General features: G+C 58.1%; 31 protein-coding genes, 1 tRNA gene and 1 pseudogene. 2 read left to right on the top strand and 31 right to left on the bottom strand.

Annotation, left to right across the window (positions count from 1 at the left end; all coding sequences use genetic code 11):
• Positions 1–456: 456 nt before the first annotated feature.
• Together BMAGN_RS08755 and nusA are read right to left on the bottom strand one after the other, a co-directional pair.
• A pseudogene (locus BMAGN_RS08755) lies at positions 457–507 on the bottom strand (hypothetical protein); the annotation flags it as partial.
• A gap of 278 nt (positions 508–785) precedes the next feature.
• Positions 786–1,865 (bottom strand): transcription termination factor NusA, encoded by a 1,080-nt coding sequence (gene nusA, locus BMAGN_RS05200; RefSeq protein WP_022860110.1) that lies wholly within the window; start codon positions 1,863–1,865, stop codon positions 786–788.
• Positions 1,866–2,012: 147 nt separating this feature from the next.
• Between nusA and BMAGN_RS05195 the strand changes: the two genes are divergently transcribed.
• Together BMAGN_RS05195 and BMAGN_RS05190 are read left to right on the top strand one after the other, a co-directional pair.
• Positions 2,013–2,876 (top strand): hypothetical protein, encoded by an 864-nt coding sequence (locus BMAGN_RS05195; RefSeq protein WP_051126651.1) that lies wholly within the window; start codon positions 2,013–2,015, stop codon positions 2,874–2,876.
• A gap of 47 nt (positions 2,877–2,923) precedes the next feature.
• A tRNA-Ser gene (locus BMAGN_RS05190) sits at positions 2,924–3,012 on the top strand.
• A gap of 311 nt (positions 3,013–3,323) precedes the next feature.
• On the opposite strand, the gene truA is transcribed toward BMAGN_RS05190, so the two are convergent.
• The 29 genes from truA to rplD all read right to left on the bottom strand — a co-directional run bounded on the left by truA (position 3,324) and on the right by rplD (position 19,303).
• Positions 3,324–4,277, bottom strand: a complete 954-nt coding sequence (gene truA / locus BMAGN_RS05185; protein WP_026502082.1) for a tRNA pseudouridine(38-40) synthase TruA — start codon at positions 4,275–4,277, stop codon at positions 3,324–3,326.
• 130 nt (positions 4,278–4,407) lie between these two features.
• Positions 4,408–4,866 carry a 50S ribosomal protein L17 gene (rplQ, locus tag BMAGN_RS05180; RefSeq protein ID WP_026502081.1) on the bottom strand — a complete coding sequence of 153 codons (459 nt, stop codon included), beginning with the start codon at positions 4,864–4,866 and terminating at the stop codon, positions 4,408–4,410.
• A 93-nt stretch (positions 4,867–4,959) separates the two neighbouring features.
• Positions 4,960–5,955: a DNA-directed RNA polymerase subunit alpha gene (locus BMAGN_RS05175; protein ID WP_022860106.1), complete on the bottom strand. Its 996-nt coding sequence runs from the start codon at positions 5,953–5,955 to the stop codon at positions 4,960–4,962.
• Positions 5,956–6,038: 83 nt separating this feature from the next.
• Positions 6,039–6,437, bottom strand: a complete 399-nt coding sequence (gene rpsK, locus BMAGN_RS05170) for a 30S ribosomal protein S11 (RefSeq protein ID WP_006295251.1) — start codon at positions 6,435–6,437, stop codon at positions 6,039–6,041.
• 84 nt (positions 6,438–6,521) lie between these two features.
• The gene (rpsM, locus tag BMAGN_RS05165; RefSeq protein WP_022860105.1) at positions 6,522–6,899 is read right to left on the bottom strand and encodes a 30S ribosomal protein S13; all 378 of its coding nucleotides are present in this window, start codon (positions 6,897–6,899) and stop codon (positions 6,522–6,524) included.
• A gap of 145 nt (positions 6,900–7,044) precedes the next feature.
• Positions 7,045–7,158 carry a 50S ribosomal protein L36 gene (rpmJ, locus tag BMAGN_RS08135; protein WP_081640914.1) on the bottom strand — a complete coding sequence of 38 codons (114 nt, stop codon included), beginning with the start codon at positions 7,156–7,158 and terminating at the stop codon, positions 7,045–7,047.
• A 22-nt stretch (positions 7,159–7,180) separates the two neighbouring features.
• Positions 7,181–7,399 carry a translation initiation factor IF-1 gene (gene infA, locus BMAGN_RS05160; protein WP_004268611.1) on the bottom strand — a complete coding sequence of 73 codons (219 nt, stop codon included), beginning with the start codon at positions 7,397–7,399 and terminating at the stop codon, positions 7,181–7,183.
• 202 nt (positions 7,400–7,601) lie between these two features.
• A complete protein-coding gene (locus BMAGN_RS05155) occupies positions 7,602–8,186 on the bottom strand; it encodes an adenylate kinase (RefSeq protein WP_022860104.1) in 585 nt (194 codons plus the stop codon).
• A 154-nt stretch (positions 8,187–8,340) separates the two neighbouring features.
• Positions 8,341–8,562, bottom strand: a complete 222-nt coding sequence (locus tag BMAGN_RS05150) for a hypothetical protein (RefSeq protein ID WP_022860103.1) — start codon at positions 8,560–8,562, stop codon at positions 8,341–8,343.
• 434 nt (positions 8,563–8,996) lie between these two features.
• Positions 8,997–10,343: a preprotein translocase subunit SecY gene (gene secY / locus BMAGN_RS05145; RefSeq protein ID WP_022860102.1), complete on the bottom strand. Its 1,347-nt coding sequence runs from the start codon at positions 10,341–10,343 to the stop codon at positions 8,997–8,999.
• 372 nt (positions 10,344–10,715) lie between these two features.
• Positions 10,716–11,171 carry a 50S ribosomal protein L15 gene (gene rplO / locus BMAGN_RS05140; RefSeq protein WP_022860101.1) on the bottom strand — a complete coding sequence of 152 codons (456 nt, stop codon included), beginning with the start codon at positions 11,169–11,171 and terminating at the stop codon, positions 10,716–10,718.
• A gap of 2 nt (positions 11,172–11,173) precedes the next feature.
• Positions 11,174–11,356 (bottom strand): 50S ribosomal protein L30, encoded by a 183-nt coding sequence (gene rpmD, locus BMAGN_RS05135; protein WP_022860100.1) that lies wholly within the window; start codon positions 11,354–11,356, stop codon positions 11,174–11,176.
• 3 nt (positions 11,357–11,359) lie between these two features.
• Positions 11,360–12,088: a 30S ribosomal protein S5 gene (gene rpsE / locus BMAGN_RS05130; protein ID WP_022860099.1), complete on the bottom strand. Its 729-nt coding sequence runs from the start codon at positions 12,086–12,088 to the stop codon at positions 11,360–11,362.
• Positions 12,085–12,456, bottom strand: coding sequence for a 50S ribosomal protein L18 (gene rplR / locus BMAGN_RS05125; protein WP_022860098.1), 372 nt, complete (start codon positions 12,454–12,456; stop codon positions 12,085–12,087). The genes rpsE and rplR overlap by 4 nt, the downstream gene beginning before the upstream one ends.
• Before the next feature lies 1 nt (position 12,457).
• Positions 12,458–12,997 carry a 50S ribosomal protein L6 gene (gene rplF, locus BMAGN_RS05120; protein WP_022860097.1) on the bottom strand — a complete coding sequence of 180 codons (540 nt, stop codon included), beginning with the start codon at positions 12,995–12,997 and terminating at the stop codon, positions 12,458–12,460.
• A 16-nt stretch (positions 12,998–13,013) separates the two neighbouring features.
• A complete protein-coding gene (gene rpsH / locus BMAGN_RS05115) occupies positions 13,014–13,409 on the bottom strand; it encodes a 30S ribosomal protein S8 (RefSeq protein WP_034250367.1) in 396 nt (131 codons plus the stop codon).
• An 85-nt stretch (positions 13,410–13,494) separates the two neighbouring features.
• Positions 13,495–13,680 carry a type Z 30S ribosomal protein S14 gene (locus tag BMAGN_RS08130; protein ID WP_081640913.1) on the bottom strand — a complete coding sequence of 62 codons (186 nt, stop codon included), beginning with the start codon at positions 13,678–13,680 and terminating at the stop codon, positions 13,495–13,497.
• A 1-nt stretch (position 13,681) separates the two neighbouring features.
• Positions 13,682–14,254 (bottom strand): 50S ribosomal protein L5, encoded by a 573-nt coding sequence (gene rplE / locus BMAGN_RS05110; protein WP_022860095.1) that lies wholly within the window; start codon positions 14,252–14,254, stop codon positions 13,682–13,684.
• Positions 14,251–14,586 (bottom strand): 50S ribosomal protein L24, encoded by a 336-nt coding sequence (rplX, locus tag BMAGN_RS05105; RefSeq protein WP_022860094.1) that lies wholly within the window; start codon positions 14,584–14,586, stop codon positions 14,251–14,253. The genes rplE and rplX overlap by 4 nt, the downstream gene beginning before the upstream one ends.
• Position 14,587: 1 nt before the next feature.
• Positions 14,588–14,956, bottom strand: coding sequence for a 50S ribosomal protein L14 (rplN, locus tag BMAGN_RS05100; protein WP_022860093.1), 369 nt, complete (start codon positions 14,954–14,956; stop codon positions 14,588–14,590).
• 90 nt (positions 14,957–15,046) lie between these two features.
• Positions 15,047–15,307, bottom strand: coding sequence for a 30S ribosomal protein S17 (gene rpsQ / locus BMAGN_RS05095; RefSeq protein ID WP_022860092.1), 261 nt, complete (start codon positions 15,305–15,307; stop codon positions 15,047–15,049).
• Entirely contained in the window at positions 15,307–15,564 is a 258-nt protein-coding gene (rpmC, locus tag BMAGN_RS05090; protein ID WP_022860091.1) for a 50S ribosomal protein L29, read from the bottom strand. Before rpmC ends, rpsQ begins: the two co-directional genes overlap by 1 nt.
• Positions 15,564–15,983: a 50S ribosomal protein L16 gene (gene rplP / locus BMAGN_RS05085; protein ID WP_022860090.1), complete on the bottom strand. Its 420-nt coding sequence runs from the start codon at positions 15,981–15,983 to the stop codon at positions 15,564–15,566. Before rplP ends, rpmC begins: the two co-directional genes overlap by 1 nt.
• A gap of 8 nt (positions 15,984–15,991) precedes the next feature.
• Positions 15,992–16,795: a 30S ribosomal protein S3 gene (gene rpsC, locus BMAGN_RS05080; RefSeq protein WP_022860089.1), complete on the bottom strand. Its 804-nt coding sequence runs from the start codon at positions 16,793–16,795 to the stop codon at positions 15,992–15,994.
• 2 nt (positions 16,796–16,797) lie between these two features.
• Positions 16,798–17,157, bottom strand: a complete 360-nt coding sequence (rplV, locus tag BMAGN_RS05075; protein ID WP_022860088.1) for a 50S ribosomal protein L22 — start codon at positions 17,155–17,157, stop codon at positions 16,798–16,800.
• 20 nt (positions 17,158–17,177) lie between these two features.
• Positions 17,178–17,456, bottom strand: coding sequence for a 30S ribosomal protein S19 (rpsS, locus tag BMAGN_RS05070; RefSeq protein WP_022860087.1), 279 nt, complete (start codon positions 17,454–17,456; stop codon positions 17,178–17,180).
• 15 nt (positions 17,457–17,471) lie between these two features.
• Complete coding sequence (rplB, locus tag BMAGN_RS05065) at positions 17,472–18,302, bottom strand: 50S ribosomal protein L2 (RefSeq protein WP_022860086.1); 831 nt, start codon at positions 18,300–18,302, stop codon at positions 17,472–17,474.
• Between the two features lie 36 nt (positions 18,303–18,338).
• Positions 18,339–18,635, bottom strand: a complete 297-nt coding sequence (rplW, locus tag BMAGN_RS05060; RefSeq protein ID WP_022860085.1) for a 50S ribosomal protein L23 — start codon at positions 18,633–18,635, stop codon at positions 18,339–18,341.
• Positions 18,636–18,640: 5 nt separating this feature from the next.
• A complete protein-coding gene (rplD, locus tag BMAGN_RS05055; RefSeq protein WP_022860084.1) occupies positions 18,641–19,303 on the bottom strand; it encodes a 50S ribosomal protein L4 in 663 nt (220 codons plus the stop codon).
• Positions 19,304–19,308 lie beyond the last annotated feature (5 nt).

Below are 19,308 nucleotides of genomic sequence, written 5' to 3'. Positions count from 1 at the left end.
CTTGCCCTGCTGCTGGCGCGAACCGTTGGCGGGACGCGGCGTACGCGGTCCCGGAGTCGGAGCGCCCGGCTTGGCGCCGCGGGCGCCACCCTTGCCGTGAGGACGCGGCGTGTTCGCGCGGTTGCCCGTATGGGCACCGCGATCGTTGCGTTCACCACGCGTGGCGTGATCTTCATTGGTGTTGCGATGGGCCATGTGCATGCCCGGCTTCGCCGCAATATGGGCACCCGGCTTGGCCGCCGTGTGGTGCTCGTTGGACGCAGCCTTGTGCTCGGCCGGAGCGGCCGGCTCGGGAGCTGCGGGCTTCGGTGCGGCCGGCTTCGCTGCCGTAGGCTTGGCCGCGGTCTTCTTTGCCGCAGGCTTTGCAGAAGTGTGGGAAGCGGAAGAGCCTTCCTGAGCGAAGGCTTCCTTGAGACGGCGCACTACCGGCGCTTCCACGGTAGAAGAGGACGACTTAACAAATTCGCCCATCTGGGAAAGTTTTTCACGAACAGTCTTGCTGTCCACGCCAAGTTCCTTGGCGAGTTCATATACGCGTGCTTTCGGCACTCAATATCTCCTATTCTTCAGCTACGCGTATACTGCGCAGCTGCTTATTGTCTCATGGCGAGCATGTGCTGTCTCATCGTGTAACCATGATTGTGATACCTCGTCCTATGTGTTGCTGAATGCCGTTTTAAGACACTCAGATCCGTGACAAGCATACTCGAGGCCGTGGATTGACCACGGCCTCGAAATACGGCATGTCTCACTGTCGCGCAGGCGACGCGACAATGCCGGACGAATCAGTTTTCTTCGGTGCCGTTGTCGGCGTCCGAAAGCGCTTCGGCTTCGCGTGCCGCGTTCATCTCAGCTTCCTTGCGAGCGTGAGCTTCCGCGGATTCGATGCCGATCTTCCAGCCCGTCAGCTTGGCGGCCAGACGAGCGTTCTGACCTTCCTTGCCGATGGCGAGAGACAGCTGGTCGTCGTGAATGTAGGCGATCGCGGTCTTCGTCTTGTCGCTAATGACCTGGACGCCGGACGCGATGGCCGGGGACAGCGCGGCGGCCACGAATTCCGCCGGATCCGCGGACCAGTCCACAATGTCGATCTTCTCGTTGCCGAGGTTCTCCATCACGGCGCGCACGCGGGAACCGCCAGGTCCGATCAGGGCGCCCTTCGGGTTGACACCTTCCGTGTTGGCGCGCACGGCGATCTTCGTGCGAGCACCGGCTTCGCGGGCGATCGCCATAATCGATACGGCGCCGGACACGAGTTCCGGCACTTCGCGTTCAAACAGGCGACGCACGAGTTCCGGGTGGGAACGGGACACGACGATTTCCGGTCCCTTCAGTCCGCGGGCGACGTTCACCACGTACACGCGGATGCGCTCACCGTGGTGGTAGCGCTCTCCCGGCACCTGCTCGCGGCGCGGCAACAGCGCTTCCACATCGCCGACGGCGACGTGGACATTTGAAGAATCCTTCGCGTCCTGCTGCACGATACCGGTAATCAAATTGCCCTTCTGGCCGGAGAATGCGCCAAAAATCCTGTCGTCTTCTGCCTTGCGGAACATTTGCGAGATGACCTGGCGAGCCGTGGCGGCGGCCATGCGGCCGAAATCGCGCGGCGTATCGTCATATTCGTCACCAAGTACCGGTGCGGGGTATGGGTTATCTTTGGTCGGCTCCTGTGCGATCTCGTCGCGAGCCCAAATCGTTACCGTTCCAGCGCGCGGATCCAGATCCACGCGAGCGTGCTTCGCAGCATGAGGAGTTTTTAAATACGCGAGGCGCAAAGCCTCGGCGAGCGCATCGTCCAGCGTCTCGGTATCAATGCCTTGCTCTAACGCGAGCTGATGAATTCCTGCCAGGTCCAATTCCATAACAGACCTCCTATATGAAGTTATAATTTTCCGAGCGCTTGGCCCAATGGTCACAGTCGCCTATTAGTCTAATAATTCATGCAGACACACGCCGGTCTTACCCAACTTCTTCACAATATTGCAAAACATTGGAAAGTCGCCCTTTGCATGGTACTGTGCGTCGGCACGCTTGGCGGCTGTTCCGTGCGTGTGGAGGGCCGTGCGGAGCAAGAAGCGACGGGTCTGTGTGAACGCGCGTATTACGCGGCGGAAGACGCGTCGTCGTATACGCAATCCAATAATCCGTCACTTGTCCGCTATATTGAGGCGCGCCAGTCGCAGCACGCATGGCTGGATGTGGCGATCCAATGTCCCGACCGATTTGGTGAGGGCACCATGCGTAGTGCGCAGGCGCAATTTATGGCGCACTCCCTCGCCGATCGACTGAGCCTCGCCTACCAGCCGCTTACTGTGCAAAGTCTGGAAGCCGTGCATAGTGACGCGCTCAATATCATTCCTTCCTCGCTCGCACAGATGGCGTTGGCCGAAGACCGTGCCGGATTCGCCGCGCAAGTGCTGGCCGGACGGTGGGCGGCGAACGTTCCGCAATCATTGAATATGTATGGACGCGAACTTGCGGCCGACAATGCCGCCGTGCTGCTCAATTGGAGCGACGACCATAAGGAGACTGCGTCCCAGCTCATGTATTTCGCGGGTACCGGTACGCAAGACCTGCGTCAGAAAGTCTATGCGACGCAAGATCTGACGCAGCACGACGCGACGATTGTGGATCCTGCCACGGGAATCGAGTCGAACACGTTGAGCGTGGTGGAAATGAACGCCGCGCGCGCCGAGCTTGAGGCGATGAACAGCAACACTTACCCGACCGCGGCGCATGCGGACAGTACGCAGGTGCAGACCAATTTGGTCCAGATTTCCATGTTGATTGCCACGCATATGTACCGCGCGTTCGAATTGGGCTACCCGAATGTGGACGGGCTGCTCTACGCACCCGAGACACGCCGATCTTGACAACTAAATTTTGCGCACACATAATAATCAAGTTGCTTTGCAACTGTGGATGAATGTCCGAGCGGTCGAAGGAGCACGACTCGAAATCGTGTGAGGCTAATTACCTCCCAGAGTTCGAATCTCTGTTCATCCGCCATTAGGGTTTCTGGAGAATTCCGGAAACCCTTTTTTCATATTGGTTTGCTTAGCATTGCAATGACCCGAGTTAATTTGGTCTTCCGCGGTTCCATGGATGGCATGAACGCCCCATATTTCCCCTAACTTCTGCATTTTGAGACAGACACGCCGAGGTTTGCGTCTCAAAATGCAGAGGGAGAAGCCAAAAGTGAGCACCTGGGCCTCAAAATCCTTATCCTCTTCTGCAAAATGAGACAGACACGCCGGTGTTCATGTCTCAAAATGCAGAAGAAATGCGCAAACAGGGAGAAGAGAGCGAAAGAAAAAAAACTACTCTCCATCCAACGTTCGTACGGCACGGATGCGTTCGGCACGCGCTCCGAGCTCCTCGTCGGCAGGATAGGCCACATGTTCGAGCGTGAGGCCTTCGGGCGCGATCGGACCCGTGGAACCTTCACGAAGCGGCGTGGCCATTTTCTCGGCGAACCAGTCCACCGAACGTTTGCCCATGCCGACCTGCACGCAACCGTTGACGAGTGAACGCACCATATTGCGCGCGAATGCGTCGGCCACAATCGTAAAGCACAGCAGACCGGACTCCACCGCGGGAGTGCGGTACGCCTCCCCTTGCGGCTCGGCAATCAACGGGCGGACGGGAACGCGGCTCCAATACGCGGTTTTGACCTCGCGAATCGTGGTGCCTCCAGGATTCGGCGTGGCGAACGAGCCGAAATCATGCAAACCGATTGTGCATGCGGCGGCCTCGTTCATGGCGTCCATATCCAGATCGGCGTCCACATGCCACACGAATCCGGCAATGCGCGGATCGCGCTCACAAGCGCGGTCGGCCACACGGTACACGTATGTGCGTTCCAACGCGGAGAATCGCGCGTCGAAGCCTTCGGGAGCGACGCTGACGCGATAAATGCTAATGTCGTCGGGCATCATGCGGGCCAGTCGCAGCTCCAACGCTTTGACGGGATCCACCTGCATATGTCCCACGCAAGAAGCGAGCAACGCTTCGGGCACATCGAGATGGCACACTTGGTGCGAAGCGTGCACGCCCGCGTCCGTACGGCCCGCCACGGTAAGACGCGGTTCGTACGCGGCCAATACGTCCACAGAATCACCCGCGTCATCCACTGTCACGCGCCGCGGATGGTAGTGCAGCAGTTTGCGCAGCGCCGACTCGATCTCCCCTTGTACCGTGCGCAGACGCGGCTGGACAGCCCATCCCTTGAACGCGGTGCCGTTATATCCCAAATCAATGCGTAGACGTATCACAGCTAAACCTTACCGTAAGGGCTCGCGAATTCTAAAGCGGCCTAAAATCCCTACCGAAATACAAAAAGGCCGGAAACCTCTCGGTTCCCGGCCCAACGTGGTTCAACTCAGACTAAATTGTCTGAATGACTCACTCAGCCTTTGCTTCTTCAGCGGCTTCAGCGGCAGGAGCTTCGTCGGCAACCTTGGTTGCGGCTTCGGCTTCCTTCACCACGGCCTGCTTGGCGCTCACCGGCTCGGTAACGAGCGAGATCACGGCCTGAGCGGCGGAATCGCCCTTACGCGGAGCGATCTTGATGATGCGGGTGTAGCCACCTTCACGCTGGTTCATCTGCTCGGCGATCTCGGTGAACAGCTTGTGCACGACGGACTTGTCGCGGATCACGCGCATCACGCGACGGCGAGCGGACAGATCGCCACGCTTTGCGAAGGTGATCAGGCGCTCAGCCAGCGGACGAAGGCGCTTTGCCTTCGGCAGCGTGGTGACGATGGTGCCGTTCTGGAACAGGCTCGTAGCCATGTTTGCGAGCATCAGGCGCTCATGAGCAGGGCTAGACGCCAGGCGTGCGCCCTTCTTTGGTGTAGGCATGTGTATGTCTCCTTGGGAGTGCCAAGCCGGCGAGTAGGTGGGCATTCGCCCGAACATCCACAAGCCGGCCTAGCTAACTGATCTTAGGTGTCCTCACTCGTCTTCAGGCGAGAAGAAGGTGCCACCTTCCAGATTGGTGGTATCGAAGCCCAGCGGAGAAGACTTCAGCGACAGACCTAGGTTCTGCAGCTTTTCCTTCACCTCGTCGATGGACTTCATACCGAAATTGCGGATGTCGAGCAGATCCTGCTCGGTGTGAGAAACCAGCTCACCGACCGTGTGGATGCCCTCACGCTTCAGGCAGTTGTAGCTGCGCTGGGTAAGGTTCAGATCCTCGATCGGAACTGCCATTTCCGGGTTGGCTTCCTCGACGACCGGGGCCGGACCGACCTCGACGCCTTCAGCCTGCGTGTTGAGCTCGCGGCACAGGCCGAACAGCTCAACGAGCGTGGAGCCTGCGGACGCGACAGCATCGCGCGGGGAAATAGCCGGCTTCGTCTCAACATCCAAGATGAGTCGATCAAAATCGGTGCGCTGCTCAACACGAGTAGCTTCGACCTTGTAGCTCACCTTAAGCACTGGCGAGTAAATGGAATCGACTGGAATACGGCCGATTTCATCACCATCCTGCTTATTCATCTGCGCCGAAACATAGCCACGGCCACGCTCAACCGTGAACTCGATCTCGAGTTCGCCGTCTTCAGCGAGCGTAGCAATGTGCATGTCCGGGTTGGCAACGGTGACGCCGGCCGGAGGAGTAATGTCCCCGGCGGTGACTTCGCCCTTGCCGCTCTTACGCAGATACATCACAACCGGCTCATCGTATTCACTAGTGAGCACGATTCCCTTGATGTTGAGCAGAATCTCGGTAACGTCTTCTTCTACGCCCGGAAGAGTCGTGAACTCGTGCAGAGCGCCGGAAATACGCACGGACGTAACTGCCGCTCCAGGAATGGAGCTGAGCAGCGTACGGCGGAGCGAATTGCCGAGCGTGTAGCCGAAGCCAGGCTCAAGGGGCTCGATGACGAAACGCGAGCGCTGAGTAGTGATAGATTCCTCGGTAAGTGTCGGACGCTGTGCGATAAGCACTGTGGTTATCCTTTCAGCTTCGGTCCGGTGGTGCACTCACCGGACGCAAGCGGCTTTGGATGGATGGTTTCTTCAAGTAGTGCTCAGACGCGGCGACGCTTTGGAGGACGAACGCCGTTGAATGCGACCGGCGTCACGTCGGTGATGGAACCGACTTCGAGACCGGCGGACTGCAGGGAACGGATAGCGGTTTCACGACCGGAACCCGGGCCCTTCACAAAGACATCAACCTTCTTGACGCCGTGTTCCATGGCCTTGCGGGCCGCGGACTCGGCTGCCATACCAGCAGCGTACGGCGTGGACTTGCGGGAGCCCTTGAAACCGACGTCGCCACCGGACGCCCAGGACACAACTGCGCCGGACGGATCGGTGATGGAGATGATGGTGTTGTTGAACGTAGACTTGATGTGCGCCTGCCCAACCGGGACCGACTTGCGGTCGCGGCGACGCGGCTTGCGCGCAGCTTGCTTCTGAGCTGCCATTGACCCTCGTTTCCTAGTAACGAACTTGTTTGTTATGCCGTGGCGACGAGTTGTCTACTCTCGTGGCCTCGGCCGCTCACCTGATTACTTGGTGGCCTTCTTCTTTCCTGCGACCGTGCGCTTCGGGCCCTTGCGGGTACGAGCGTTGGTCTTGGTGCGCTGGCCACGCACAGGCAGTCCCTTACGGTGACGCTGGCCCTGGTAGCAGTTGATCTGAATCTTACGACGAATATCGGCGTCGATTTCACGGCGCAGATCGCCCTCGATCTTGTAGTTAGATTCGAGGTAATCACGCAGCGTGATCAGCTGTGCATCGGTAAGATCCTTGACGCGGGTATCTGGATCGATACCGGTCGCGGCAAGAGTTTCCTTAGCGCGAGTACGTCCCACACCGAAAATGTAGGTGAGGGCGATCTCGATGCGCTTGTCATTGGGGATGTCGACTCCGGCAAGACGTGCCATTGCGATTTCCTTCTATGCCTACGCAGGTCTTACACCGAGCCTTCCGGTTTGCACCGGCCCGGGCCTGCGTTCCCGGGGTTCAGCACCGCGTATACGCGCGATACTGTGGCTTAGTGCCTGTTTAATATGCCGCAGTTAATCTGCCTCAGCCCTGACGCTGCTTATGACGCGGGTTGGAGCAAATCACCATGACGCGGCCGTGACGACGGATCACGCGGCAAGATTCGCAGATCCTCTTCACACTTGGGCTGACCTTCATGGTTTTCCTTTGCTGTTGTACCTTACTTGTAACGGTACGTAATACGACCACGGTTCAGATCGTACGGGCTCATTTCAAGCACCACACGATCCTGCGGCAGAATGCGGATGTAATTCTTGCGCATCTTGCCGGAGATTGTGGCGAGCACGATATGCTTGTTCTCAAGTTCAACGCGGAACATCGCGTTTGGCAGTGCTTCCACTACCCGACCTTCGACTTCAATCACGCCGTCTTTTGCCATAGTCTCGAATCCGTTTCATTGATCGATTACTGTCGTTGTGCCTTAAGACACACCAACCTGTAATAATACACGAAGCGCGGATTAATCTACACGTTGGCGTGTCGATTATCCGCGCTTTTTAGAATTTGTCAAGTTTGCGCACGGGGGTGTGTGTCACTCAGCGTGTCACTTCCACCCTATTCATGCGCCACTTGAGACAAGCTCACTCGGCCGCGTCGAAATCGCCGGCGTCGAGCTTGGCGATGATGTTGCCCTGGATCTCGTCGATCTCGCCAACACCGTTGACGGTAACGAGCAGGCCGCGCTTGCGGTAGATGTCGAGCAGCGGAGCGGTTTCCGCATAGTACGTTTCGAGACGCTTGGCGATCGCTTCCGGAGTATCGTCGGAGCGGCCCTGTTCTTCGGCGCGCTTGGCGATGCGCTTGAGCAGCACGTCACGATCGGCTTCCAGCGCCACCACGGCGTCGAGCGGAGTGCCGAGATCGGCCAGCATGGCGTCGAGCGCTTCAACCTGGGAAGCGTTGCGCGGGTAGCCGTCGAGGATCCAGCCGTTTTCGGTGTCGTCCATGGCGAGACGGTCCTTGACGATCGTGTTCGTCAGTTCGTCCGGCACGAGTTCGCCCTTGTCCGTGTAAGAGAGCGCCTTGAGGCCAAGTTCCGTCTTGTTCTTGATGTTGTAACGGAAGATGTCGCCCGTGGAGATGGCCGGGATGAAGTAATGCTCGCTCAGCAGAGCGGCCTGCGTGCCCTTGCCTACACCTTGCGGTCCCATAATCAGCAGTCGCATATTCATGCTCCTTCAATCAATCGCTGTCGACTATTCGTCCCAGCGTTTGCGTGTTATGTCACTCAATCTATCGGTACCTACCAACAGAAGTCCGCGAATATGTACGCTGTGATACCTATTCGCGGACACTCTGCCAGGATTTGTCGGGAGCCGTTTACTGTCCGTGATGATTCACGGCCGTACGTTCCGTCATTATGGCCCGTTTGCCGGCCCATAATCCGAACCCGACGATCAGGACGCCCAATTCCAGCGTAAAGAACATTCCCGTATTGCCGGCCGAGGGAAGCACGATTCCTTCGGGTTCGTCGGATTTGATATTGCTCACCGTATAGGAGTACACGTCGAGTTCTCCGGTTCCATGCGGATGATGGGCCATCCATATTCATGTGCACCAGTTCCCCCTTCATACTGGAACGCACGCAAATGTTTTCCTTGAACCAGTCCCTTGCGCATTGATTCCATCAGGGACGATATGCGATTGTGATGTTTTGACATGCTTCGACATTGCTTCACGTCGCCTTCCGCACATGTCTCAGCGTTGAGCCTATGGCGCGGCGATACCCCTCTCAGCAGCAAATCAGTTACTTTATAAACGTCATGCTACGCCGCAATAATTAGACAATAAATCAATGTCTCATATAGTAAGTTTGGCGGAAAATAGCCATTATCTGACTTTCATCACACGAAATTTACCGTTCACAACCGCACAAAAATATTAATTTACTTGATTATTTACATATATTTTATCTATAAAAAAATCGCCCACCGAAGTGGACGATTATGAGATTTCAGCGACTATCAGACGGTCCGTTAGTCGGCGGCGACAGCCTTCTTGTCATGGCTCGCGTCGAACAGGAAGCCGGCGTACTGGAACTGTTCCGTCTGCGCCTTCGCCTGACGCAAGGTGTCGAGACCGACGCCCGCGATAATCAGGATCGTCGTACCGCCGAACGGAAGCTGAGTGTTGAGCTCAAGCGCCATGATCAGCACGGTCGGCAGCAGCGCGACGAACAGCAAGTACACGGCGCCAACCGTATTGAGACGGTTGATGATGTACTTGAGGTAGCGCGACGTGGAGCGGCCCGCACGAATACCCGGAATGAAGCCGCCATACTGCTTCATATTGTCCGCGGTCTCGTCCGGATTGAACGTGATCTCCGTGTAGAAGAAGCAGAAGAACACGATCATCAACGCGTACAGCACGATGTACCACACGCTGGTGGTGTTCGCGAGGTTGGCGTTGATCCACTGCACCCACGACTGATCCGTGTTGCCGAACTGTGCGATCAGCGTCGGGATGGCCAGAATCGAGGAAGCGAAGATCGGCGGGATCACGCCCGACATGTTGACCTTCAGTGGCAGGTACGTGGAGGAACCGCCATACATCTTGCGGCCGATCATGCGGCGCGTGTACTGGACGGGGATACGGCGCTGGGAAAGTTCCACATACACCACGAAGATCATGATGACCACGAGCACGCCCGTGACAATACCGAACTTGAGCCAGTTGCCGTCGGTGCCGTTGGTGCCCCAACCAATTTCCCACAGCTGCGGCAGGAAGCCCGAGCAGATGGACAGGAAGATAAGGATGGACATGCCCTGGCCGATGCCCTTTTCGGTAATCAATTCGGCCATCCACATGATCAGGCCAGTACCGCCCGTCATGACGAGCACCATGACGATCATGTTCCAGACCGAGCTGTCCGGAATGACCTGCGAGCACTGGTAGTTGAACAGCGCACCCGAGCGCGCCGTCACGATGATGGTCGTGGACTGCAGCAACGCCAAGCCAATGGTGAGGTAACGCGTGTACTGCGTCAGCTTCGCCTCGCCCGACTGGCCTTCCTTGTGCAGGGCCTCGAATCGAGGAATCACCACGCGCAGCAGCTGCACCACAATCGAAGCCGTGATGTACGGCATCACACCCAGTGCGAAGATCGACAGCTGGAGCATGGCGCCGCCCGAGAACAGATTCACCAAGCCAATGAAGTTCTCGGCGTTGTTGGTGGTTTTGGCCACGCAGTCGTGAACTACGGTTTCGTCCACGCCCGGAGTCGGAATGAACGAACCGATTCTATAAATCACAATCATGCCCAAGACGAAGAGAATTTTATTTCTCAACTCCTTGGTCCGAAAGGCCTGGATTAATGTCCTCACCTTAAGTTCCCTCCAAAAACATAGTGGCGCATCCATGCGCACGGATAACACACTCTAGGCGCTGAGTCTAGCCCATTGTCCCTACGTTCGCGACATTGCGTACGTATTCTTCATAAAAAAATTGCAGACCTGCGCTAATTTTTTTCACGAAAAATTGAACAGATCCGATTCATTTATACAGCGCTATACCTCTATATATACCGTGCGTATAGGAAATGCATGGCGATGCGTATGGCGATACGGATAACCATGTGCATGACAACTGCACAACGAACGCATAACAAAAAGGCCCCCGCACGCAATGTGCGGGAGCCTTCTTACATGTTGGCAGATGTGCCTTATTTCCGTGGATTACTTACGGGTCGTAGGTAATCAGTCTTCGGAAATAGAGCCACCGGCAGCATCGATCTTAGCAACAGCGGACTTGGAAGCCTTCACGCCCTTGAGCGTGAACGCCACGGTCGTCTCGCCTTCGCCCAGGACCTTGACCGGCTGGTTAGCGCGGACGGCACCCTTGGCGACCAGATCGGCAACGGTGATCTCGCCACCCTGCGGGAAGAGTTCCGCGAGGGTTGCAATGTTGACGACCTGGTAGGTGACCTTGAACGGGCTCTTGAAGCCACGGAGCTTCGGCAGGCGCATGTACAGAGGCAGCTGGCCACCTTCGAAGCCAGGACGAACCTGGTAGCGCTTCTTGGTGCCCTTGTCGCCACGGCCCGAGGTCTTACCCTTGGAGCCTTCACCACGGCCTACGCGAATGCGATCCTTCTTCTCGCCCGGAGCCGGCTTGAGGTCGTGCATCTGCAGGATGGTTTCTTCGTTAGCCATAATCAGTCTGCCTCCTCAACGGTGACCAGGTGACGCACGACGTTAATCATGCCACGGGTCGATGCGTTGTCTTCGAGAATCGTGCTCTGGCCGATCTTGCGAAGGGCGAGCGTCTGCACGGTTGCACGCTGCTTCGGGTTTGCACCGCAAACACCGTGAACGAGCGTAATCTTCAACTTTGCCATCTATCACTCACCATCCTTAGCGGCAGCCTTGGCAGCGGCGGCTTCTTCACGAGCCTTGGCAGCCTCGGCCATACCTTCGGCACGAGCGCGCAGCATAGCGTCCGGGGTGACCTCAGCCAGCGTCATATCACGACGGGAAGCGATCTCTTCCGGAGATTCCAGCTGCTTGAGTGCGTCTACGGTAGCGCGCACAACGTTGACGGCCGTGGTGGAGCCCATGGACTTCGTCAGAACGTCGGTGATGCCAGCGCATTCCATGACGGCGCGCACTGCAGAACCGGCGATTACACCGGTACCCGGAGCGGCCGGACGCAGCATGACGGTACCAGCGTGATCGTGGCCGACCACCGGGTGGGTCACGGTGCCGCGGATACGCGGAATAGTGAACATGTGCTTCTTGGCATCCAGCTGGCCCTTGGCAATAGCTGCCGGGACTTCGCGAGACTTGCCGTAGCCGACACCAACGGTGCCGTTGCCGTCGCCCACCACTACGAGAGCAGCGAAGCTGAACGTACGACCACCCTTGTGGGTCTTGGACACACGGTTGATGGTTACGACGCGATCGAGCATTTCGTCGCCGCGATTTTCTTCGCGACGGTTGCGACGCTCACCACGACGGCCTTCGCCGCGCTGGCCACGACGGGACTTGCGCTCGTCGTTGTTGGACTCAGCGGTTGCCTGAGTGTTCTGAGTTTCTTCAGCCACTTGGGTTTCCTTTTCGTTGTCGCTCACAGTGCCAGACCTCCCTCACGGGCGCCATCAGCAACAGCTGCGACGCGGCCATGGTACTTGTAACCGCCACGATCGAACACGACCGCGGTGATGCCTGCATCCAGGGCCTTCTTGGCGATCATTTCGCCGACCTTGTGTGCAGCTTCAGTCTTGGTGCCTTCGAAGTTTCCGAAATCGTTCATCAGAGTGGATTCGGAAACCAGCGTTACGCCCTTGGTGTCATCGATGATCTGAGCGACCATGTGACGGTTGGAGCGGCTCACCACGAGACGCGGCATTTCCGGCGTGCCGGAGATGCGCTTGCGGATACGAGCGTGGCGACGCAGCTGCGCAACCTTCTTGCCTTTACCGAGAATCTTAACGCTCATATCACTTACCAGCCTTTCCAGCCTTGCGGCGGATCGTCTCGTCCGAGTACTTGATGCCCTTGCCCTTGTACGGTTCCGGAGCACGAAGCTTACGGATGTTGGCAGCAGCCTGACCAACAGCCTGCTTGTCGATGCCCTTGACGATTACCTGGTTGGCGTTCGGGAGTTCGAACGTGATGCCCTCCGGCGGATCCACCGTGATGGTGTGCGAGTAGCCGAGCGAGAACTCAATGCTCTTGCCCTTGAGCTGAGCGCGGTAACCCGTGCCCACGATGTCGAGGCTCTTCGCGTAACCCTCGGAGACGCCCTTCACGATCGAGGCCACGATGGAGCGAGCCAGGCCATGCTTGGCGCGCACCGGGCGGGAATCGTCGACTGGGGTCAACACAATTTCGTTGCCTTCAACGGTGGCGGTGATGCCCTCAGGAATCTCGAAGGAGTCAGTGCCCTTCGGTCCCTTGGCGGTGAATTCCTGACCGTTGATGGTGATTTCTACGCCTGCCGGGATGACGACAGGGAGCTTACCAATATGCGATGCCATCTTCAGCTCTCCTTTCTCACCACACGAAGGCGACGATTTCGCCACCAATGCCTCGGTCGAGGCATTCCTTCTGAGTCATCAGGCCCGCAGAGGTCGAGATGATTGCGATACCAAGACCACCGAGCGGCATTGGCAGAGCATCAGACTTTGCGTAGCGACGCAGGCCTGGCTTGGAAATGCGCTTGATGCCCTGAATGGCGCGCTCGCCGTGGTCGCCGTACTTGAGCGTGATCTCAAGCGTCTGGCCGACCTTAGCTTCCTTGGCGCCGAAGTCAGCAATGTACCTTCGCGCTTCAGAATCTCGCAATATTCGCTTGAACTTGGAGTACGGCATATCCACGGTCTCGTGTTTTGCCGCGCTCGCGTTACGCAGACGCGTAAGCATGTCTGCGATCGGATCTGTCATTGTCATTATGGGCTAATGCCCTTTCTCGCCGTGGTTTCCGCCGTCTGCTGTATTCACAGCATTATTGACAGCGGACCTTCAGCGTCGATATTTACCAACTGGACTTAGTAACGCCTGGCAGTTCGCCTGCATGTGCCTTGTTACGCAGGCAGATACGGCACAGACCGAACTTGCGGTAGACGGAATGAGGGCGGCCGCACACCTGGCAACGCGTGTAAGCGCGCACCTTGAACTTAGGCTTGCGGTTTGCCTTGACCTTAAGACAAGTTTTTGCCATTTCAGTTCTCCTTGAACGGGAAGCCGAGGTGCTTGAGAAGCGCGTATGCTTCCTTGTCGTCCTTGGTGCTGGTCACTACGGTGATGTCCATACCACGCTGGTGATCGATCGAATCCGGATCGATCTCGTGGAACATGGACTGCTCGGTCAGACCGAAGTTGTAGTTGCCCTGACCGTCGAACTGGTGGCCGTTGATACCGCGGAAATCGCGGATACGCGGCAGAGCCAGCGTCAGAAGACGATCGAGGAACTCCCACATGCGGTCGCCACGAAGCGTCACGTAAGCGCCAATGGCCTGGCCTTCGCGCAGGTGGAACTGTGCGACGGACTTCTTGGCCTTGGTGATCTTCGGCTTCTGGCCCGTGATAGCGGTCAGATCCTTGACAGCACCTTCGATGAGCTTGGAGTCGCGAGCAGCGGCACCGACGCCCATGGAGACGACGACCTTCTGCACACGAGCAACCTGCATCGGGTTCTCATGCTTGAATTCTTTTTCCAGTTCCGGAACGATGACATCGTTGTACTGAACCTTCAGGCGCGGAGTCTGCGGCGCTTCAACGGTAGTGTCGCTCATGCCAGCTCCTTTCCGGACTTCTTAGCCACGCGAACGCGCACGGTCTTCACCTTGCCGTCACGAGCTTCTTCCTTGACGATCACGCCAACGCGCGTCGGCTTCTTGGTCTCCGGGTCGATGAGCATCACGTTGGAGCGATGGATCGGAGCCTCTGCGGAGACGATGCCAGACTGCTGGCCCTGCTGGGTGGCGCGAACGTGCTTCTTGACCATCTGCACGCCCTCGACGATCAGACGATCGTCCTTGAGCACGCGGAGGACCTTGCCCTCCTTACCGCGATCCTTGCCGCGGATGACCACAACCTGGTCGCCGCTCTTAATCTTGGCTACCATCTCAGATCACCTCCGGGGCGAGGGACACGATACGCATGAAGCGCTTGTCGCGCAGTTCACGAGCAACTGGTCCGAAGATACGAGTGCCCTTGGGTTCACGGCCGGAGCCGAGAATTACAGCGGCGTTCTCGTCGAACTTGATGTAGGAACCGTCAGCGCGACGGTGTTCCTTTACGGTGCGGACGACTACAGCCTTGACGACGTCGCCCTTCTTGACCGAACCGCCAGGAATAGCATCCTTGACGGAGGCGACGATGACGTCGCCCAGATCGGCATAGCGTCGCTTCGATCCGCCGAGCACTCGGATGGCGAGGAGTTCCTTCGCACCCGTGTTGTCGGCGACATGAAGCCGCGTTTCCTGCTGAATCATTGATTCTCCTTAGCCGAGCTGGTTCTCCACAAGCACCCCGCCCGCCCGGAAAAAGCGGGCGGGGTGGCAGGCGGAGCCTTGCCGAACTTGTTACTTAGCGCGCTCGATAATGCTCTCGAGACGCCAACGCTTGGTCTTGCTCAGTGGACGAGTCTCCATGATACTCACGAGGTCGCCAACGTGAGCCTCGTTGTTTTCGTCATGAGCCTTGACCGTGCGAGTGGTGCGCACGACCTTGCCGTACAGCGGGTGGGTAGAACGCTGTTCGAGTTCGACGGAAATGGTCTTGTCCATCTTGTCGGACACGACATAACCGCGACGAACCTTACGGGAATTACGCTCTTCAGCCATTACTTCTCCTCAGCTTTCGTTTCGGTGGCCTCGGGTTCCTGGCTGATGCCCAGCTGACGTTCACGCAGAATAGTGTACATCCTGGCGATGTCACGCTTGACGGCCTTGAGGCGAGCCGTGTTGTCGAGCTGACCGGTCGCGTGCTGGAAGCGCAAGTTGAACAGCTCTTCCTTAGACTTCTTCAAGAAATCTTCGATCTGCGCGTTGGTCTTCTCGTTGAGATTCTTAATCGTGTATTCTTCAGAGCCGACTGCCATCAGATGTCACCGCCTTCACGAGCAATAACACGGCACTTCATCGGGAGCTTGTCGATTGCGCGGCGCAGAGCCTCGCGAGCGACGTCCTCAGAAACGCCACCGATCTCGAACATCACGCGACCGGGGTGAACGTTGGCGATCCAGAATTCCGGAGCGCCCTTACCGGAACCCATTCGAGCACCGAGCGGGTGCTTGGTGAGAGGACGATCCGGGAAGATCGTGATCCACACGCGGCCACCACGCTTGATGTAACGGGTCATTGCAATACGAGCAGCCTCGATCTGGCGGTTCGTGACGTAGGCCGGAGCCATCGCCTGAATGCCGAAATCGCCGAACGAAACGCTGTTGCCGCCCTTGGACATGCCATGACGGTCAGGACGATGCTGCTTACGATATTTGGTCCTCTTTGGGATAAGCATCTTTCAGCTCACTCCTTCGTTTCCGTTGCGGCAGGAGCTTCAGAAGCTGCCTCGGCCGAAGCCTGGGCGTTCTGACGCTGACGCGGAGCACGGTTGCTGCGACGCGTGCGACGATCGCCGCGGCGTCCCTGACGGTTGTTGCTCTGCTGAGCCTGCTGCTCTTCGAACTCACGCTCAGTCATGTCGCCCTTGTAGATCCAGACCTTGACGCCGATGCGGCCGTACGTGGTCTTGGCCTCGAAGAAGCCGTAATCAATCAGAGCGCGGAGGGTCTGCAGCGGAACGCGGCCCTCACGGTAGAACTCGGAACGGCTCATTTCGGCGCCACCAAGGCGACCGGAGAGCTTGATGCGGATACCCTTGGCGCCAGCGCGCATGGCATCCTGCTGAGCCTTACGCATTGCGCGGCGGAACGTCACGCGGTTCGTAAGCTGCTCTGCAATGCCCTGAGCAACGAGCTGTGCGTCGAGAGCCGGGTTCTTCACTTCGAAGATGTTGAGCTGAACCTGCTTGCCCGTGAGCTTTTCCAGCTTTGCGCGAACGCGCTCAGCCTCAGCGCCACGGCGGCCGATCACGATGCCCGGACGAGCGGTGTGGATATCCACACGCACGCGGTCGCGGGTACGCTCGATGACGATGCGGGACACGCCTGCACGCTCGAGATCCTTGCTCATGACCTTACGAATGGCATCGTCTTCGAGGACGAAGTCACGGTAGCGTTCGCCGACCTTGTTGGAGTCGGAGAACCACTTGGAACGGTGATCTTCGGTGACGCCCAGGCGGTAGCCCAAAGGATTAATCTTCTGACCCATCTTTAGCGGGCTCCTTCCTTGCTAGCGACGACGACCGTGATGTGAGCAGTGCGCTTGTTGATACGAGCAGCACGGCCCTGTGCACGAGCGCGGAAACGCTTGAGCGTTACGCCTTCGTCCACATAGGTCTCCTTGACGATCAGGTCGTTCTCGCGGAACGCTTCGCCGGCCTGTTCGGCCTTAACGCGGGCGTTGGCGATGGCGCTCTCCAGGACCTTGAGCACTGGCTCAGAGGCGGCCTGCGGAGCGAACTTGAGAATGGTGATAGCTTCGGTCGCCTTCTTGCCTCGGATGAGGTCGACCATGCGGCGAGCCTTGCGCGGCGTCACGCGGACGTGACGAGCGATTGCTTTAGCTTCCATGTGTCTTTACTCCCTATCCTTTAACGGCGCGACTTCTTGTCGTCCTTCACGTGACCCTTGAAGGTCTTCGTGGGGGCGAACTCACCAAGCTTGTGGCCGACCATGGATTCGGTGACAAACACCGGCACGTGCTTGCGGCCATCGTGAACTGCGAAGGTGTGTCCAATGAAATCAGGAGTGATCATCGAACGGCGCGACCACGTCTTGATGACGTTGTGCGTACCCTTCTCATTCTGCTCGTCGACTTTCTTCTGCAGGTGGGCGTCGACGAAGGGGCCCTTCTTGATGCTACGAGTCATCTGTTCGACACTCCCTTACTTGCGGTTCTTACCATTCGGACGACGACGAACAATCATCTTGTTCGAAGCCTTCTTCGGACGACGAGTACGCACCTCGCCCTTGCCCCATGGGGAGACTGGCGGCTTGCCGCCGCGAGTACGACCACCATGCGGATGGTCAACCGGGTTCATGGATTCACCACGCGTGATCGGGCGCTTGCCCATCCAACGTGCACGACCTGCCTTGCCGAGCTCAATGTTGGCGTGATCGGAGTTGCCGACCTCACCCACGGTTGCGCGGCAGCGAGCGTCCACGTTGCGGATTTCGCCGGACGGCATACGCAGCTGGGCGTACATGCCATCCTTGGCGACGAGCTGCACAGCGGCGCCAGCGGAGCGGGCGATCTTCGCGCCACCCAGCGGACGCAGCTCAATGGCGTGCACCACGGTACCGGTCGGGATGTTGCGCAGCGGAAGGTTGTTGCCTGGCTTGATATCAGCCTGAGCGCCCGTCTCAATGCGGTCGCCCTGCTTGATGCCTTCCGGAGCGATGATGTAGCGCTTCTCGCCATCTGCATAGTGCAGCAGGGCGATACGCGCGGAACGGTTCGGATCGTATTCGATCTCAGCAACTACTGCTGGCACGCCGTCCTTGTCCCAACGACGGAAATCGATGAGACGGTACTGACGCTTGTGGCCGCCGCCGCGATGGCGGGAGGTCATACGGCCGTAAGAGTTGCGGCCGCCAGTCTTGCTGAGCTTGCGTACCAGCGACTTTTCAGGAGTCGAGCGCGTAAGATCGGAGAAATCCGACACGGACGCGTTGCGACGGCCCGGAGTCGTCGGCTTATAAACGCGGATAGCCATAATCTAGTTCTTCCTTTAACTTTTCTCGGCTAACCTTCAGTTACCGAAGATGTCGATCGTCTGGCCCTCGGCCACCGTTACGATAGCGCGCTTCTCGTTCACGCGACGGCCGTAGCCGGTACGCGTGCGGGTGCGCTTGCCCTGGCGGTTGAGAGTGTTGACGTTCGTCACCTTCACCTTGAAGATCTTCTCAATTGCCTGCTTGATCTGTACCTTGTTCGCGGACGGAGCCACCACGAAGGTGTACTGACCACGATCGGACAGGGCGTAGCTCTTCTCGGAGACTACCGGCTTGAGAATGACGTCGTGAGCTGGCTTGTGAATTGCGACCATGGAAATCAGGCCTCCTTAACTGCCTGCTTGGCCTTGGCTTCGAGGAAGGCTTCATAGCCCGCCTTGGAGAAGACCACGTACTGGGCGGTAACCACGTCGTACGTATTGAGCTGGTCAGCGAAAATCGGGTGAACGGTCGGAATGTTGCGCACAGACAGCCACTCGTTCACTTCGTCGCGGGAAAGCACGACGGTGGTGAACTTGTCAGAAGTGATCGGGCTCAGAGCGGCGATGGCAGCCTTGGTGGACGGCTCGGTGATACCGAAGTCCACAATGGCGACGCGGCCGTTGTTCACGCGGTCGGAAAGCACGTAACGCAGAGCGGCGGCCTTCATCTTCTTAGGAGTACGCTGGCTGTAGTCGCGCGGCTGAGGTCCGAAGACCACGCCACCGTGGTACCACTGAGGAGCGCGGATCGAGCCCTGACGAGCGCGACCGGTGCCCTTCTGCTTCCACGGCTTCTTGCCGCCGCCGGAAACCATGCCGCGAGTCTTCGTGGCGTGGGTGCCCTGGCGAGCAGCAGCGAGCTGGGCCACCACTACCTGGTGGATCAGCGGGACGTGAGCCTGCACTTCTTCAGCGGAGAAGCCGAAGACTTCTGCAGGAGCTTCCACGGAGCCAGCAGCCTGACCCTTGTTATCAGTAACGTTCAGAGTAACGTTTGCCATATTAA

The organism is Bifidobacterium magnum (assembly GCF_000741255.1).
Lineage (GTDB): Bacteria > Actinomycetota > Actinomycetes > Actinomycetales > Bifidobacteriaceae > Bifidobacterium > Bifidobacterium magnum.
The sequence above is the reverse complement of the archived record's forward strand: the minus strand, read 5'-3'. Positions and strand labels throughout refer to the sequence as shown.